The 15,836-nt window shown below is 69.5% G+C and carries 14 protein-coding genes, 1 pseudogene and 1 riboswitch; of the genes and pseudogenes, 1 reads left to right on the top strand and 14 read right to left on the bottom strand.

What is annotated here, in order from left to right; translation table 11 throughout:
* Nucleotides 1-52: 52 nt before the first annotated feature.
* The 14 genes and pseudogenes from HNR11_RS07100 to HNR11_RS07035 form a co-directional block, all read right to left on the bottom strand.
* Nucleotides 53-661 carry a nucleotidyltransferase family protein gene (locus HNR11_RS07100; RefSeq protein ID WP_179441713.1) on the bottom strand — a complete coding sequence of 203 codons (609 nt, stop codon included), beginning with the start codon at nt 659-661 and terminating at the stop codon, nt 53-55.
* 32 nt (nt 662-693) lie between these two features.
* Nucleotides 694-906 (bottom strand): annotated as a pseudogene (locus HNR11_RS14360) (helix-turn-helix domain-containing protein); the annotation flags it as partial.
* 159 nt (nt 907-1,065) lie between these two features.
* Complete coding sequence (gene allB / locus HNR11_RS07090; RefSeq protein ID WP_179442906.1) at nt 1,066-2,496, bottom strand: allantoinase AllB; 1,431 nt, start codon at nt 2,494-2,496, stop codon at nt 1,066-1,068.
* Nucleotides 2,496-3,896: a uracil-xanthine permease family protein gene (locus HNR11_RS07085; RefSeq protein WP_179441712.1), complete on the bottom strand. Its 1,401-nt coding sequence runs from the start codon at nt 3,894-3,896 to the stop codon at nt 2,496-2,498. The genes allB and HNR11_RS07085 overlap by 1 nt, the downstream gene beginning before the upstream one ends.
* A 264-nt stretch (nt 3,897-4,160) precedes the next feature.
* Nucleotides 4,161-5,147: a factor-independent urate hydroxylase gene (gene pucL, locus HNR11_RS07080; RefSeq protein WP_179441711.1), complete on the bottom strand. Its 987-nt coding sequence runs from the start codon at nt 5,145-5,147 to the stop codon at nt 4,161-4,163.
* 98 nt (nt 5,148-5,245) lie between these two features.
* Nucleotides 5,246-5,572, bottom strand: a complete 327-nt coding sequence (gene uraH / locus HNR11_RS07075; RefSeq protein WP_179441710.1) for a hydroxyisourate hydrolase — start codon at nt 5,570-5,572, stop codon at nt 5,246-5,248.
* A 109-nt stretch (nt 5,573-5,681) separates the two neighbouring features.
* A complete protein-coding gene (locus HNR11_RS07070; RefSeq protein WP_246310346.1) occupies nt 5,682-6,623 on the bottom strand; it encodes a MurR/RpiR family transcriptional regulator in 942 nt (313 codons plus the stop codon).
* 13 nt (nt 6,624-6,636) lie between these two features.
* Nucleotides 6,637-7,872, bottom strand: coding sequence for an allantoate amidohydrolase (locus tag HNR11_RS07065; RefSeq protein ID WP_179441709.1), 1,236 nt, complete (start codon nt 7,870-7,872; stop codon nt 6,637-6,639).
* Nucleotides 7,869-9,107, bottom strand: coding sequence for a pyridoxal-phosphate-dependent aminotransferase family protein (locus HNR11_RS07060; RefSeq protein WP_179441708.1), 1,239 nt, complete (start codon nt 9,105-9,107; stop codon nt 7,869-7,871). The genes HNR11_RS07065 and HNR11_RS07060 overlap by 4 nt, the downstream gene beginning before the upstream one ends.
* Before the next feature lie 52 nt (nt 9,108-9,159).
* Nucleotides 9,160-9,651: a 2-oxo-4-hydroxy-4-carboxy-5-ureidoimidazoline decarboxylase gene (gene uraD / locus HNR11_RS07055; protein WP_179441707.1), complete on the bottom strand. Its 492-nt coding sequence runs from the start codon at nt 9,649-9,651 to the stop codon at nt 9,160-9,162.
* 11 nt (nt 9,652-9,662) lie between these two features.
* The gene (locus HNR11_RS07050; RefSeq protein ID WP_343050609.1) at nt 9,663-10,976 is read right to left on the bottom strand and encodes an amidase family protein; all 1,314 of its coding nucleotides are present in this window, start codon (nt 10,974-10,976) and stop codon (nt 9,663-9,665) included.
* Nucleotides 10,977-11,065: 89 nt separating this feature from the next.
* Nucleotides 11,066-12,205 carry an acetamidase/formamidase family protein gene (locus HNR11_RS07045; protein ID WP_179441706.1) on the bottom strand — a complete coding sequence of 380 codons (1,140 nt, stop codon included), beginning with the start codon at nt 12,203-12,205 and terminating at the stop codon, nt 11,066-11,068.
* A gap of 175 nt (nt 12,206-12,380) precedes the next feature.
* Nucleotides 12,381-13,511 carry a homoserine O-acetyltransferase MetX gene (gene metX / locus HNR11_RS07040; RefSeq protein ID WP_179441705.1) on the bottom strand — a complete coding sequence of 377 codons (1,131 nt, stop codon included), beginning with the start codon at nt 13,509-13,511 and terminating at the stop codon, nt 12,381-12,383.
* A gap of 15 nt (nt 13,512-13,526) precedes the next feature.
* Entirely contained in the window at nt 13,527-14,963 is a 1,437-nt protein-coding gene (locus tag HNR11_RS07035; protein WP_179441704.1) for an O-acetylhomoserine aminocarboxypropyltransferase/cysteine synthase family protein, read from the bottom strand.
* A 131-nt stretch (nt 14,964-15,094) separates the two neighbouring features.
* A riboswitch (SAM riboswitch) is annotated at nt 15,095-15,228 on the bottom strand.
* A 172-nt stretch (nt 15,229-15,400) separates the two neighbouring features.
* Here HNR11_RS07035 and HNR11_RS07030 point away from each other — a divergent pair.
* Complete coding sequence (locus HNR11_RS07030; protein WP_179441703.1) at nt 15,401-15,832, top strand: hypothetical protein; 432 nt, start codon at nt 15,401-15,403, stop codon at nt 15,830-15,832.
* Nucleotides 15,833-15,836: the final 4 nt, after the last annotated feature.

Here is a 15,836-nt window from a genome sequence, read left to right as displayed (position 1 = left end):
GGCAGCGCCGAGCAGGCGGCGTCAAGCTGACAGCGCCGGACGGGTTCTTTCCTCAGCCCGTCGGCGGAGAGTCGGCCCAGACGGTGAGGTCCTCCGGTGTGTCGATGTCCTGCGCTTCGGCGAGCCCGGTGATGTCGATCGCGTCCACCAGCTCGGCGTGGGCCTGCAGATATGGGCGCGCGCCTTCGTCTCCGACGGCGAGCCCCGCGGTCGCCTGGGCCGCGCCGAGCTCAAAGACCACCGGATGCGTCAGTGACCCCGCCACCAGGCCGCGGGCGATGCGCCCGGGGGCGTGCCCGGCCAGCACCGCCTGCAGCGCGGCGGCCCCGATGCCGGGCTGGTCCACCAGGACGACGGCGACCCGTTCGGCCCCGCGCTGGGCCGCGGCATGCACCCCGGTGCGGAAGGAGGCGGAGAGTCCCCGCTCCCAGTCCGGGCAGTCCACCACGTCCTCCTCGGCCCAGCCTGGGGCCTCAGCCAGTGCCGCGCGCACCGGCCCTGCCCGGTGACCCAGCACCAGCAGCGGGCGGGTCCCTGCCTCGCGGGCGCTGCGCAGCGCCCGAGCGGTCAGGGTCTCTCCGTGCAGGCGCAGCAGCGCTTTGCCGTGGCCACCGAGTCGAGTGCCCGCTCCGGCGGCGAGGATGACGGTGACATCGTGCATCATTGGGCTGCTCCCGGTCAGGCGCGCGCCGCGGCGGCCTCACCCAGGAGGATCAGCTTCTCCCCCAGGCAGTAGCTGCGGTTCGCCAGCTGCCGGATATAGCCCTTGGCGATCATGGTGCGCAGCAGCCGGTGCGCCGTCGGTGCGGGCAGGCCCGTCTGTGTGGCGAGCTCGCTGAGACTCAGCTGCCCGCCGTGGGCGTGGATCACCTCTAGGATCTCCAGCGCCCGGTCCACCGACTGCACCCCAGCCGCGCGGCGTCGAGCTGTCTTCGGCGTGGCTGGGCTGGGCGCCGTCGTGCCGGGTGTGGCTGGGCCGGGTGTGGTCGCGCTGGGCATTGCTGCTCCGGTCGTGGCTCCGGGTCCCGCGGCCTTGCCTGAGTTCTGCTGCTCCGTCATCCCGGCTCAGCGCCCCAGCACGCTCAGCGAGGGGCTGCCGATGCCCTGCAGGAAGCCGCCCACCGGGGCCAGCGGGCTGGTGGTGTCCTGGGCGGTGTAGAGCGGGGTGCCGCGCAGCACGGCGCCGACCACCGCCCCGGTGATCTCGAAGTGGTCATAGGCCGAGATCGGATTCTTATGCGCCAGCCCGGCTGCGGAGACCATATGGGTCTGCCACGGGTCGTAGATCACCAGGTCCGCGTCCTTGCCCAGGGCGATGCTTCCCTTACGCTCCAGCCCGGCCAGCTGCGCGGTGTGCTTCGCCATCCAGGCGCTGACGGTCTCGATCCCGATCCCGCGCAGCCGCGCCTCGTGGGCCACGGCGGAGAACCCCACCTGCAGCCCGGAGATCCCACCCCAGGCCTGCTGCAGGTCCGGTGCGCCGCGGTGCTTCTCTTCAACAGTGGAGGGTGAGTGATCGCTGACCACCGCGTCGATCAGGCCCTCGCGCAGCCCGTCCCAGAGCGCCTCACGGTTCCCGGCGTCGCGGATCGGCGGGCAGCACTTGAACTCGGCGGCACCGTCCGGGATCGCCTCGGCGTCGAAGCAGAGGTAGTGCGGGCAGGTCTCCACGGTCAGCGGCAGTCCCTCCGCGCGGGCCTCGGCGATCAGGTCCAGGGCACGGGCGGAGGCCAGGTGCAGAATGTGGGTGCGGCAGCCGGTCTCGCGCATCGCCTCGATCAGGTCACTGACCGCCGCCACCTCAGCGTCATGGGGTCGGGTCTGGGCCCAGTCCGCGTAGTGGCTGAGCCGGCGTCGTCGTCCACCCAGGTCGGTGGCCCGCTCGATGGTCTCGGCATCTTCTGCGTGGACGATCACCAGCCCGTCGAAGCTGGCGACCTCGGTCATCGCCTCGCGCAGCTGGGCAGCGTTGACCGGCGGGAACTCCTCGACCCCGGAGGGCAGCAGGAAGCACTTGAAGCCGAAGACCCCCGCCTCCCAGAGCGGGCGCAGCGCGGCGGTGTTGCCCGGGATGATGCCACCCCAGAAGCCGACGTCGACGTAGGTCTGACCCGCCGCCGCCTGCTGCTTGATCCGCAGCGACGCCACGTTCACGGTGGGCGGGATCGAGTTCAGCGGCATGTCCACCACGGCGGTGACCCCGCCCAGCGCCGCGGCCATGGTCCCGGTGGCGAAGCCCTCCCAGCTGGTCCGGCCTGGTTCGTTGATGTGCACGTGGGTGTCGACGTTGCCCGGGAGCACCTGGTGCCGAGGACTGACCACAGTCATGCCGGCACCGGCGCCGACGTCGCTGGCCTTGACGATCTCGGCTCGGCGCCGTCCCTCCCCGGGGCTGAGCCGGTGGATGCGCACGATCTCACCGGCGAGGATCTCCAGATGCGCCGGGGTGAACGCGCCGTCGAGCAGGACCTGCTCGGCGATCAGGTGACGCAGCATCATCGTGTCTGCTCCGCAACTGCGGGAGTCCGCTGGGGCAGCACCAGGTTCATGATCACCGCGGTGAGCATGGCGGGCACGATCCCGGAGGTCAGCAGCAGCCCCAGATCCGGCGGGAACGCGGCGGTGACCTCCTCAGGGGCGAAGGAGAAGCCGATGCCGAGCCCGAGGGAGACAGCGACGATCAGCATGGCGCGGCGGTTGAGCACCTCGCTGCCGATCACCTGGATGCCTGCCGAGGCGACCATCGAGAACATCACCAGCACCGCCCCGCCCAGCACGGCGTAGGGGATGGTGCTGAAGAAGGCGGCGAACTTCGGCACGAACCCTGCGAGCAGCAGGATCCCGCCGGCCAGGGCGACCACGAAGCGGCTGACCACTCCGCTGAGCACGACCACTCCGGTGTTCTGGCTGAAGGTGGTGTTGGGCATGGCGCCGAAGAGCGCGCCCAGCGAGGTGCCGATGCCATCCGCCATGACGCCGCCGCTGAGCTGGCGCGAGGTCGGGGTCTTGCCGATCGCGGTCCGCGAGACCGCGGTGAGGTCCCCGATGGACTCCATCGACGAGGCCAGCGCGATGACCGTGATCGCGATGATGGCCCCGCTGGTGAAGTCCAGGCCGAAGTGCAGCGGCGTCGGGGCGAAGAGCCAGTCCGCCTCGGCCACCGGCTGCAGGCTCACCATGCCGAAGGCCGCCGCCACCGCGTAGCCCACCAACAGACCGATCAGCACCGAGGCCACGGAGAGGAAGCCACGGCCGAACTGGTTGCACAGCACGGTCACCGCCACCACCAGGGCGGCGATCCCGAAGTGGAACAGCGCCCCGTAGTCTCCGTCAGCTTCGGCAGGTGCCCCGCCTGCGGCGTAGTCGATGGCGGTGGGCATCAGCTTGATCCCGATGATCAGGATGATGACCCCGCAGACCAGTGGTGGGAACAGCCGGGAGATCCAGTGCAGCGCGCCGCCGAAGATCACCTGCACGAACCCGGCGATGAAGGCCCCGCCGAAGACCGCGGCGATGCCGAACTCCTGGGCGATCGGGATGGCCACCGCGAGGAACGCGAAGCTGGTCCCCTGCATCACCGGCAGCCGGGACCCGATCGGCCCCGCGCCGAGGGTCTGCAGCAGGGTGGTCACTCCGGATACGATCATCGCCAGCTGGACCATCAGGGTGGTCTCCCCGGCGGCCATGCCGATGGCCGTGGCCACGATCAGCGGCGGGGCCGCGTTGCCGACGAACATCGCCAGCAGGTCCTGGACCGCGAGTGGGAACGCGCGGCGCAGCGGCGGCATCTGATCCACCGGGCTGCGGGTCTCCGATGCGCTGCGTGGGTCTTCGAGCTCCCCGGAGGAGGTGTGCGCCCCGGAGCGGGGGCGGGCGGCGGTGGTCTCGGCACTCATCGGAGCAACTTCCTGTCACGGGGAACCCGGTTGGCTGGTTCCACGCTAGAAGTGCGGTGTTAGCGCCGTGTTTCCTAGCGATTACCGCCATAAGAAACATGCGTTCCGCGTTTCATGCATTGCGGAACACTTGTTTCCTCGGTGAGGCCGGGGCGCGGTTCAGGCGCAGCGGATCAACGGCTGCGCGACGCTGGGCTGGACCGGTCAGCACTGGGCCGATCAGCACTGGGCCGGTCAGCTCTGGGCCGGTCAGCTCTGGCTCGGTCAGCAGAAGCCGCCAAGCCACTCCCAGGCGTGCGGGCGGGCAGGTGCGGCTCGGCGGGTGACCGAGGCGTTCATCAATCCATAGGGGCGATCCCCGGCCTGGAAGACCTCGTTGGGATTCTCCAGTCCAAAGGGACTCAGGTCCACCACGTAATGATGATTGTTCGGCATCACGAAGCGGATGTCCTCAATCTCGGGCACCGCAGCGAGCACCGCCTCTCCGGCGGCGTAGAGGGTCTGCTGCAGGGACAGCGAGTGCACCAGGGCGAACTGCTCCAGCACCTGTTGCTTGACCGCGGCGTAGATCGCGTCGAAGTCCAACGTGACAGGGTCCAGCGGAGCGGCGTCCAGCGTGGCGGCATCCTGAGATGAACCGGCCCCCTGCGACGTTCCGGCGTCCGCGCTGAAGAGCCAGCGCGCGGTGATGTCGGTAGCCATGATCCGGTCCTGGGTCTCGGGCAGGGTGGTGTAGCGGTCCCTGGGGAAACCGGAGAATTCGCTGCCGGTGGTCTTGAGCACGGTGAGGTCGCTGAAGCCGCCGAGCAGATGCTCCTTTCCGTCCTGGATGGTGAGCGCGGCGGTGCGGACCTCCTGCTTGGACTTCACGAAGGAATGCGCGTGGGCCTGGGGCTCGCCGTCGCTGCCGGGCACCTGGATCCGCTCCCAGGGGTAGGACTCCGCGGTCCAGCGGCCCCCGCTGACCTCCTCCTGGTCGGTGAAGTGCCGGCCCAGCAGCAGCAGGAACTCCTCTGGGGTGGCGATCCCGTATTCCTTGGCGAAGGCGTAGACGGTGTTCTTCTGGGTATCGGTGGCAATCACCCTGGCGTTGTCCCCGGTGGCGTAACAGTCGGTGAAGTCCCCGCGCAGCATCGAACTGACATTGAGGTCCATGAGCTGATGCACCGGCGTCTCCCGGTTGACCCGGACCACCCGGACCTCCGCCTTGCCGTACTGATTCGGACCGAGGACGACGTCGGGACTGCTCATGGATGTGCTCCTGTTTCTGGGCGAGGCGTGGACGGGGTTTAGACGCAGCGGTTCGGGGTCCGGACCTGGGGTGCCGCAGTGCGGGTGCGGCTGCGCGTTCAGCTGCCGCGGTAGGTGGTATAGCCGAAGGGGCTCAGCAGCAGCGGCACGTGATAGTGCTCGGCGGAGGCTTCCACCTGGAACGCCAGCGTCACCTGGGGAAAGAAGTGATCCAGACCGCGGGCCTGAAAGTGCGCACCGGTGGCGAAGACCAGCTCGTAGATCCCCGGTACCAGCGAGTCCGGACCGAGGTCAGCCACCCGACCGTCGTCATCGGTGGTCCCGACGGCGATCTCGGCCTGCTCAGGCCCGCGCAGAGTGATCTGGATGCCGGCGGCGGGGGTCCCGGTGCTGGTGTCCAGGACGTGGGTGGTGATGAGGCTCATCATGGCTCCTGTGGTGGTCGTTGTGATCCGTGAAACCTGCGGGCGCGGCGCGCGCTGCGCCGTTCCGGGCTCAGCGATCGGGCTCGATGTTCTAGCTGCGCGACATCACTCAGTGTTCGAGCTCGTCGAGTTCGTCATAGGCGCGCGCGATCGCGGAGATGCGTTTGCGCCCTTCGCCGAGCTGTCGGTTCAACACCCCGTTGGCGAGCAGGCTGACCAGGGACATCGCCGCGGCGTAGCTGTCGAAGGCGCCCTCAGAGTCGATCGGGCATTCGATCCAGCAGTCGGCCTCCATCGCGTAGTGCCGGGAGGTGCTGTCACCGATGCAGAGCACCTGGGCCGGTGAGCTGGCCACCGCTCGCACGGCCTTGCCGAAGACCACCGGGCGACGTCGGAACCCCACCGCCACCACCAGGTCCCCGGCTCCGATGCCGGCCAGCTCCTCGCCCAGGGTCTGCCCGGGCTGCGGGGCCAGGCGCACCTTGGACCGGGTCTGGATGAGCTGCTGGTGCAGGTGCAGCGCCACCGGATAGCTGTTGCGCAGTCCCAGCACGATCACTCGTTCCGCGGCGGCGAGCAGTCCGACCGCCTGCTGCAGCCGCCCTTCGGCCAGCCCGGCGCCGAGCCGGGCGAGGTTTTCATGGTCCCGCGCCTCGTGGCGCTGGACCCCGGTGGAGCCCTCATTGTCCGCCGAGGTCACCGGCGCCGCAGTGGGCACGCCCCGGCTGCGCAGGGCACGCGCATGGTCCTTGACCTCGCGGAAGTCCTCGAAATCCAGCTTCCGGAAGAGCCGGGACACGGTGGCCTTGGAGACCCCGGTCTCCCGGCTGATGTCGGCGGCGGAGAAGATCGCGAGATCACCCAGGTGCTCGAGCAGGAAGTCCGCGACCCGGCGCTCCTGCGGCGGGAGGCCGCCGTAGCGGGCGTCGATGCGGGCATCGATCCTGGTCTCCGTGTCGAGCCGAGCGTCAGTGCCCATACCGGATTCGGTGTTGGGACGGGCTTCGGTGGCGGGACGGGACTGCGCGTCCGGCTCCGGGGTCTTGATCATCTGCTGCTCACTCTCAGTGCTCGGCGGCCACGGTCCAGACGGTGCGCTCCAGGGCCTGCAGGGCCAGCGCCACGTCTGCTTCGAGCACATTCTCCTCCGGATGATGGCTGATCCCATCCTCACAGCGGGTGAAGAGCATCCCGATCTCGGTGACCGCCGCCATCGCCATGGCGTCGTGACCGGCCCGGGAGTACAGCGTCATCGGAGCCGGGTCCCCGGTCTCGGCGACTCCGACGGCGAGCGCCTGCTTCAGGTTCGGTGAGCAGCTCACCGTGGGTGCCGAGTGGATCTCCTCCACGATCAGCTCCAGCCGCCGCTGCGCGCAGAAGCTGCTCAGCGCGGCATGGATCTCATCCCAGGCGGAGTCGCGCAGCGTATCGGACTCGGCGCGCAGGTCCAGGGAGAACTCCACCTCGCCGGGCACCACGTTGACCGCTCCGGGGTGGGCCTCGAGCTGCCCGACGGTGGCGATGACGCCGCGGTCGCGGCCGATGCGCTCGACGTCGAGCACCGCCTGAGCGGCCCCGATCAGCGCGTCGCGGCGGCGTTCATAGGGTGTCCCCCCGGCATGCCGTGCCTCACCCAGGATGTTGAGCTTGAAACGCCGGGCTCCGGCGATCGCGCTGACCAGTCCCAGCGGTCGCCCTTCGGCTTCCAGATAGGGGCCCTGTTCGATATGAGCTTCCAGGTAGCCGACCAGGTCTTCCGGTGCCCGGGCGGCGTCGTGGATCTTCTCGGGGTCCAGCCCGAAGTCCCAGAACGCCTGGGCCATGGTGATGCCCTCGGCGTCGGTGGCCTCCCACCAGGCGGGGTCCCAGGTCCCGGCCATGGCGCGGGAGCCGAGCAGGGTGGCGCCGAACCGGGTGCCCTCTTCATCGGCGAAGGCCACGATCTCCACCGCGAAGGGCAGTTCCTTCGCGTGCGGTGCCAGCCGGCGGGCGGTCTCGATCCCGAGCAGCACGCCCAGGATCCCGTCATAGCGCCCGGCGTCGGGCACGGTGTCCAGGTGGGAGGCGATGACCAGGGCGGGCAGCCCGGGGCGGGCACCTTCGAGGCGTCCGCACTGATTGCCCGCGGCGTCCTGCCAGACCTCGAGTCCTGCCTCAGCCATCCAGCTGGCGGCCAGGGCATTGTGCCGCCGGTGCTCCTCGGTGAGGTAGGCACGCAGGATGCCCTCGGGCATCGCGGTGATCGCGGCGAGTTCGTCGCAGCGTGCCATGATCCGGGCGGCGTCGGCCTCGCGGGTCATCGGGGGCTCCCCTGGGCGGTCGCGTCCTGGTAGACCTCGGTGGCGGCGCCGACTCCTCCGCCGGGGGTCAGGTCCGCTCCGCCGGCGCGCAGCACCTGCTCCAGCGCGGCCAGGGTCAGCAGCACCGCGTCCTTGCGGGCGTTGTAGCCCATGGTGCCGATGCGCCAGACCTTCCCGTGCAGCGGTCCGAAGCTGGTGCCGATCTCGATGCCGAAGTCTTCCAGCATCGCCTGGCGGGCCGCGTCGCCGTCGATCCCGTCCGGGATGTGCACGGCGACCACGTTGTTCATCTTGTGCGCGATGTCGCCGAAGACGTTGAGCCCCAGGCCCTGGACCCCGGCGAGCATCGCCGCACCGTGGAGCTGGTGCCGGGTGATGGCGGCGTCGATGCCCTCCTCGAGCAGCAGTCGGGCGCATTCTCGGGCGCCGTAGAGCATCGAGGTGGCCTCGGTGTGGTGGTTCAGCCGCTGCGGACCCCAGTAGTCCAGGATCATCGCCAGGTCGAAGTAGTTCGAGGCGATCCGGCGGCCCCGGCCCTGCGTGCCGTCGGCGATGCCCTCCTCCACGTGGCGGCGGGAGCGGATGACCTGCACCGCTCGCTCGGAGAGGCTGATCGGCGCCGAGCCAGAGGGGCCGCCGAGGCATTTCTGCAGCCCGGCGGTCACCGCGTCGATCCCCCAGTCATCGGCGCGGAACTCGTTGCCGGCCAGGGAGGCGGTGACGTCGGTGTAGAAGAGCACGCCGTGGGCGCGGCAGATCGCCCCGATGTCTTGCAGCGGCTGGTTCATGGTGGTGGAGGTGTCGCCCTGGACCAGTGCCAGCAGCGCGGGCTGTTCCTCGAGGATGGCCTGTTCGATCTCCTCCGGGGTGAAGACCTGGCCCCAGGCCTTCTCGCGGACGGCGACCTCGGCTCCGGCGCGCACTGCGATCTCCTTGAGCAGGTGCCCGAAGCGGCCGAAGATCGGGACCAGCACCTTGGCGCCGGGTTCGATCAGGGAGATCAGGGCGGCCTCGATGCCGGCTCGAGAGGTGCCGTCCACCAACAGGGTGGCGTCATTGGTGGTCTTGAACACCCCGCGGTAGAGCTCCATGACCTCGTTCATGTATCCGGTCATCGATGGGTCGTACTGGCCCACGAGCTGGGCGGACATGGCGCGCAGCACGCGCGGGTCGGCGTTGATCGGGCCCGGGCCCATCAGCAGGCGTGGCGGTGGATTGATCTGGCTGGAGCTCATGAACACCATCGTACTGAAACTATTGTTTCATCCATGAAACGAGGACGTATCCTCAGGCAACGCTGTGTTCCAGGCGCAGAACCGCTATCTCGGAGAGCTGTTCCCGGCGGATAGCGGCCTCCTCCTCCGGCGTGTTCTGCAGCCGCAGTCGGAGCTGGGTCATCAGCTGCTCCGGGGTGCGTCCGGCAGCGCGGACCAGGAAGATCCGATCGAAGCGGTCCTCATAGTCCTGGTTCGCGCTGAACCATTCCTGCTGCGCGGCCTCGTCCTCGCTCAGGCTGCCCTGTTCCCGCCGGGAGGCCTGGGCCTCCCGAGTCGCACCCTGGACCTTCTCTCCGATCCTGGGGTGGTGCGCCAGGGCGGCGTCGACCTCCAGATCGGTCCAGTCCCGGGCGATCTCCGCAGCGGTCTGGGCCAGCTCCTGGAGGTCTGCGTAGGGGCGCCGGGCCAGCAGCGCTGAGCGCCAGGAGGGAATCGGGGCGCAGGCCTCGAGCAGCTCGGTGAGCTCTTCAGGCGGCGCGGTGTTGAACTGATCCAGCGTCATGGGCATCCTGTTCATCGTTCTTTCGGACTCGGAATACGGCGGTGGAACGCGGCGGCCTGCCTGATCAGGGCGATGTCGCTGCCGGCCGGCCCGATCAGGCAGACCCCGGTGGGCAGATCCTCTTGGGTGCGCAGCGGGACGTTGACCGCGGGCAGCCCGGCGAGTCCCGCCAGGCAGGTCAGCAGCATGGTGCCGCGGCGGTGTTCCTCGATCAGGTTCCCGCCCAGGGCCGCGTCCTTGCGCAGCGGAGCCGGTCCGGCCGCGGAGGGCACGGCGAGTATCCCGTCCCCGACCCAGCCGCGGACGACCCGGCGCGCTCCCGCGGCCAGCGCCCGGGCCTGCATCTCCTGATCCGCAGTGAGCTCACTGGCCATGCGGAACCGGGCTCCGACGTCGGAGGCCATCGCCTCCCAGTGGTCGGTGATCCATGCGCCGTGGTTCGCCCAGGCCTCGCGGAACTGGATGATCCGGAAGGCCTCGAACCAGGCGGCGTGCATCTCCGGGGAGACACCGTCGAGCTCTTCGCACGGGGCACCTGCGCCCTCCTGGGCCTGGAGCGCTCCGCGCACCGCTGCGGTGACCTCCGGCTGCACCTGGTCGAACAGACTCGGGATGACTTTCAGGACAGGCTCGGAGGCAAGCTCCGGCTCCTCCGCCGGCGATGTGCCCGCCGCGCCTGCAGCATCGGTGGCCGCTTCTGTTGCCGCTCCAGCAGCGCCGGTCGCGGTGCCAGCCTGGGCGCCCGTCGCTGGGTCAGCCGTGGTCAGCAGCACCTGCGCGACGGCGGCGAGGGTGTCCGCGTCTCGAGTCATCCAGCCCACCGTGTCGAAGCTCTGCGCCAGTGGCATCAGTCCGTCGCGGGAGACGGCGCCGTGGGTGCTGCGCAGACCCCAGAGCCCCTGGTAGGAGGCGGGCACCCGGATGGAGCCACCGGTGTCGGTGCCCAGCCCGATGCTCGCCTGGCCCAGGGCCACTGCGGCCGCGGAGCCGGAGCTGGATCCGCCGCTGATCCGCTCCGGTGCCGCCGGATTCGGCGGCGTCCCGTAGTGCTGATTGGTCCCCGCCAGGGAGAGCGCGAACTCATCGGTCTGCGCGAGCCCGGTCAGCGACGCCCCGGCGTCGAGCAGCTGGCTCACCGCCCAAGCGGTCCTGGTCTGCGCGGGTGTGCCGGCGAGCCAGGCAGGGTTGCCGGCCCCGATCTGCTGCCCGGCGACCGCATAGAGGTCCTTCACCGCAAGGGTGTGCCCGTCCAGGTCTCCACCCCGGGTCGCGGGCAGCAGCGGGGAGCCGCTGTCACCGCCCACCCGCCAGATAGTGGCGTCCACGTGACCCTCCCCCGATCCGGTCGGAGACCCAGTGTGGACAGGCGCAGGGGCATCGTGCCCAGCGCCCGATTGACTCGGCTTCGGCGCTCTCACAGCCCCGCGAAGTCCTTGATGGAGACCTTGGCATGGACGCCCTTGACGATGTCGACCACCTGGGAGATGTTGAAGTCGGTGGCCGCGGAGAGGTAGGCGTAGGCGTGCTCGGCGTCGAGCCCCCAGCGGGCCTGAAGCAGCACGATCGCGTTGCGCACACAGTGGCGCACCGCGATGTCCAGGTCCTCATCCATCCCGGTGGGGATCAGATGGTCGCGGGTCTCCGCGATCGGTCCGATCTGTGCACCGAAGTCCTTCAGCGCCTGGTCCCGGGGGACGACGTCGAAGCGCAGTTGTCCGCGCAGCGAAGCTTCCATGGCGGTGAGTGCGACCTCGCCGTCGCCCTGTGCGAAGTGCGGGTCCCCGACGAAGGCCAGCGCGCCGGGCACCTGGACCGGGAGGTAGAGCGATGTCCCCTCGGTGAGCACCTTGATGTCGATGTTCCCGCCGTGGGCGCCGGGGGGCACCGAATGCGGCCGCACCTCGCCGGCCACTGCCACCCCGATGGTGCCGAAGAACGGTGCCAGGTCGAAGCTGAGCTGCCGCGGGGCGCCTGCTTTCGGAGCCATCCATCCGCGGGGCACACCCTCGCTGTCGGGCTCCACCGCGGCGAAGATCGACACGTTGGCCTCCCCGCGCGGGTACTCGCCGTTCAGCGCTCCCTTGCCGTGCCGGTTCGAGATGATCCCGTAGGGCACCCGGCGCTGCAGCGCCTCGATGGTGACTTTCAGCAGGTCCCCCGGCATGGCCCCCTCCACGTGGATCGGACCGGTGTTCACATGGGGTCCGTCCACGCTGGGGTCCCGGGCGTGGTCGCTGGCGGCCAGCTCGATCGCGTCGGTGAGCACCTGCTCGGCAGGGACGCCGTGACCGGCGAAATACCGAGCCGGGTCCCGTCCCTGGTCCTCCAGGATGCCTTCATGGGAGAGCGTGTCGACGACGACCTGCTCCCCGGGCCGGATGTGCAGCACCGGAGCGTCGGTGGCGCAGGGCAGCCGGCCCCAGAAGATGTTCTCCGCGGAGGCAGGGAGGTACCGCGCCCCTTCGGGCAGGTGTTCACCGGGCTGCAGGATGGGCTCGGGGCTGGACTCCCCGCGGGAAGCCGCGCGGGACGGCAGGTCGGATGGCAGGCTCATGGATCACTCTCCTCGTCCCGATCCAGTCTGCCCGACCAGGTGTTACAGCAGAATGACACACCTGGAACCGACGTTTCAGGCGCCGCTGATGCAGCGGACCCGCTGTGCCATGGGCCCAGAGGTTTCACGCACGTCGCGGGCTCAGCGGCCGCACGACCCCCACGACTGGACAGCCTCAGAGCCGGAGCGGCGTGCGGGTTCCCAGCTGCAGGGTCTCGCGCATGGCGTCGCCGAGCTGCTCGGCGCTGGTGAGGAAGCCGTCGTGACCGATCGGCGAGACGATCATGTGCACCTGATGCTCCCCGGGGATCGCGTCGGCGATCTCCTGGGACTGGGCTGGGAAGTAGAGCCGATCCGTGGTCACGGCCGCCAGGAACGGCACGGCGGTGACCCCGGCCAGCGCCTGGTCCACTCCCCCGCGGCCGCGGCCGACGTCGTGGCTCATCAGCGCCTCGGCGAGGACGATGTAGGCGTTGGGGTCGAAGCGCTTGAGCAGCTTCTCAGCCTGATGATCCAAGTAGGACTCCACCTGGTAGCGTCCGCGGCGTCGCTGGGACCAGCCGAAGGGGTCTTCGGTGCCCTGCGCGGAGCGGCCGAAGCGGACCGCGAGCTCGTACTCGGCGCGGTAGGTGATGTGTGCGATCCGGCGGGCCAGTCCGAGCCCGGCCTGTGGGGCCGGGCCGCCGTAGTAGTCTCCGCCGGCGAAGTGCGGGTCGTTCTCCACGGCCAGCACCTGGGCCTGGCCGAAGGCGATCTGTTCTGCGGTGGAGGCTGCTCCGCAAGCGAACACGGCGACGCTCCCGACCATGTCCGGGTAGGTCACGGCCCATTCCAGGGCCCGGGCACCTCCCATGGATCCGCCGATCACCGTGTGGAACTTCTCGATGCCCAGGGCCTGAGCCAGCCGGGCTTCGAGGTGCACGGAATCGCGAATGGTCACGAAGGGGAATCGGGAGCCATAGGGCTTCCCCTCGGGATCCAGGGAGGCGGGTCCGGTGGAGCCGTAGCAGCCGCCGACCATGGCTGGCGCGATGACGAACCAGCGCTCAGTGTCGATCGGGCGGCCGGGGCCGAGCAGTCCCTCCCACCATCCGGTGGAGGGGTCGGCCGCAGTGGCGGCGACGTGGGAGTCGCCGGTGAGGGCATGGGCGACCAGGATGGCGTTGCTGCCGTCCTGGTTCAACGTGCCCCAGGTCTCATAGGCGAGGGTGACTTCAGGCAGCTGCCCGCCGGCCTCGAAGGTGTACGCGCCGACCGCTGCGGTCTTCAGCGCACCGGCAGGCCTGTCCCCAAAGTCATTCAGCACCTGATCACCCTAACCTCAGACCGCAGCCGCGGTTTCTTGCTTCGTCACATTCTCAGCGGCGGTCTCCGAGGCCCCGTCGGAGGCAGCCTCCGAGGCCGCTGCTGCGGCAGCCTGGGCGGCCTTCTCGAAGCCCTGGGCCAGGTCGGCGAGGATGTCGTCGATGTGCTCCAGACCCACCGAGAGCCGGATCAGACCCGGCGTCACCCCGGCGGCGCGCTGCTCGGCGGCGCTGAGCTGACTGTGCGTGGTCGAGGCCGGGTGGATCACCAGGGAGCGGACGTCTCCGACGTTGGCCACCAGCGAGTGCAGCTCGAGTGCGTCCACGAACGCCTGCCCGGCTTGAGCCTTCGCCTCGTCGTCGTCGGCGGCCCCACCGGCGAGTTCGAAGGAGAGCACCGCCCCGGAGCCGCGCGGCAGGTACTTCTTGGCGCGTTCGAAGCAAGGGCTGGACGGCAGTCCGGAGTAGAAGACCCGGTGCACGTCCTGGCGGGCCTCGAGGTACTCGGCGACCTTCTGGGCGTTCTCCACGTGGCGCTCCACCCGCAGCGAGAGCGTCTCCAGGCCCAGGTTGATCTCGAAGGCGTTGTGTGGGGACAGCGCCGGGCCGAAGTCACGCAACAGCTGGACCCGTGCCTTGAGGATGAAGGAGAGGTTGACTCCGAAGATCCCCTCGGGCCCGAGGTCCCGGCCGAAGACCAGCCCGTGGTAGCTCTCATCCGGGGTGGAGAAGCCGGGGTAGCGATCCGGGTGGGCGAAGTAGTCGAAGCGTCCGGAGTCCACGATCACCCCGGCGATGGCGGTGCCGTGTCCGCCGAGGAACTTGGTGGCCGAGTGCACGACGACGTCGGCGCCGAAGTCGAAGGGGCGGATCAGGTACGGCGTGGTCAGGGTTGAGTCGATGATCAGCGGTGCCCCGAACTCGTGGGCCACCGAGGCGACACCTTCGATGTCGAGCACGTCTCCGCGCGGGTTCGCCACCGCCTCGCCGAAGAAGGCCACCGTGTTCTCCCGGGTGGCGGCCCGCCAGGACTCGAGGTCATCGGGGTCCTCCACGAAGGAGACCTCGATGCCGAACTTGGGCAGGGTGTGCTTGAACAGGTTCTGCGTGCCGCCGTAGAGCGTGGGCGAGGCGACGATGTGGCTGCCGGCGTGGGCGATGTTCAGCAGCGCCAGTGAGGTGGCGGCCTGCCCGGAGCCGACGGCGAGCGCCCCGACGCCACCTTCCAGGGCGGCGATCTTGTCCTCCACCGCCTGGACGGTGGGGTTGCCGATCCGAGAGTAGATCGGGGCGATCTCTTCGAGCCCGAAGCGTCGCGCCGCGGCGGCGGTGTCGGGGAAGACGAAGGAGGTGGTCTGCTGGATCGGCAGCGCCCGTGCACCGGTGACCGGGTCCGGGGCTGTGCCGGCGTGGATCTGCTGGGTCTCGAACTGCCAGGTGTTCTCGTGGCTCAAAGGATTCTCCGTTCAATGCGGCCCCGGAACGGGACCGAATCTGAACCTCGCTACCGGTGAGCGTGTCTCCGGCGTCGAATCCTGTACGGCCCTGTCCTGAGGACTGGGGTGAAGGGCCCGCACTGGTGTGTGGCCCGCGCTTGCCACGGCCAGTCGATGAACCTTGTCGAGGACTGCCGCAGCCAGGTCGTCACCCGGGGCACCCCACCGCGAACTGGAGGGTTGCCGGCCAGCAAACCGGGGTTTTGCGCTGGCACTCTTGACCTATGGATAAGTCTGCATCGCGGAATGCCCGCGTGCAAGTGCTGGCCACGCCGACAGGTCGCAGTTCGTCATCCTGCGACCGGTTGGGCGGAAGATCGTAGAGCTGTTGATCTTTCGTGGCGCTGAAGCTCTACGATCTTCCACAGCGCCACGATTTCTGCAAACGTGGGGGCATGGGACGACTCACCCGGTTCCCGCGAACGTTCGGCGCGGTGGTCCTCCTCGGCGCGCTCCCGGCGGCCGTCAGCGGGTGCACCACTGACGTGCAGGACCCGGAGGCCCCCGCCGGGGTGCCGAACCGGGTGGTTCAGGAGTCGGGCGGAGCCGACGCGGCGCTGGAGGGCCGGGTCGCCGAGATCGGCGGCTGCTTCTATATCGAGAGTCGGCACGCTGAAGCGGCGCTCACCCTCGCAGTGTTCCCCGCCCACGAGGTTGAAGCGGACGACGACGGCGACGGATTCACCTTCCTGGAACAGGATTACTCCGATGGTGATGACATCACGGTGGGAGGAAGCATGGCCGGGCCGACCATCCACGCGGTCCCCGAGGAATGCGACGACGAGGTCCCACAATGGCTCGTCTCGCCGTCCACCCCGGCTCCGTGAGAGC

This window comes from Nesterenkonia sandarakina, from assembly GCF_013410215.1.
Classification (GTDB): domain Bacteria; phylum Actinomycetota; class Actinomycetes; order Actinomycetales; family Micrococcaceae; genus Nesterenkonia; species Nesterenkonia sandarakina.
The sequence above is the reverse complement of the archived record's forward strand: the minus strand, read 5'-3'. Positions and strand labels throughout refer to the sequence as shown.

Coding starts and splice junctions, on each gene's coding strand:
- HNR11_RS07100 (WP_179441713.1), bottom strand. CDS start 661: ATGCACGATGTCACCGTCATCCTCGCCGCCGGAGCGGGCACTCGACTC.
- allB (WP_179442906.1), bottom strand. CDS start 2,496: ATGCTGCGTCACCTGATCGCCGAGCAGGTCCTGCTCGACGGCGCGTTC.
- HNR11_RS07085 (WP_179441712.1), bottom strand. CDS start 3,896: ATGAGTGCCGAGACCACCGCCGCCCGCCCCCGCTCCGGGGCGCACACC.
- pucL (WP_179441711.1), bottom strand. CDS start 5,147: ATGAGCAGTCCCGACGTCGTCCTCGGTCCGAATCAGTACGGCAAGGCG.
- uraH (WP_179441710.1), bottom strand. CDS start 5,572: ATGAGCCTCATCACCACCCACGTCCTGGACACCAGCACCGGGACCCCC.
- HNR11_RS07070 (WP_246310346.1), bottom strand. CDS start 6,623: ATGATCAAGACCCCGGAGCCGGACGCGCAGTCCCGTCCCGCCACCGAA.
- HNR11_RS07065 (WP_179441709.1), bottom strand. CDS start 7,872: ATGACCCGCGAGGCCGACGCCGCCCGGATCATGGCACGCTGCGACGAA.
- HNR11_RS07060 (WP_179441708.1), bottom strand. CDS start 9,107: ATGAGCTCCAGCCAGATCAATCCACCGCCACGCCTGCTGATGGGCCCG.
- uraD (WP_179441707.1), bottom strand. CDS start 9,651: ATGACGCTGGATCAGTTCAACACCGCGCCGCCTGAAGAGCTCACCGAG.
- HNR11_RS07045 (WP_179441706.1), bottom strand. CDS start 12,205: ATGAGCCTGCCATCCGACCTGCCGTCCCGCGCGGCTTCCCGCGGGGAG.
- HNR11_RS07030 (WP_179441703.1), top strand. CDS start 15,401: ATGGGACGACTCACCCGGTTCCCGCGAACGTTCGGCGCGGTGGTCCTC.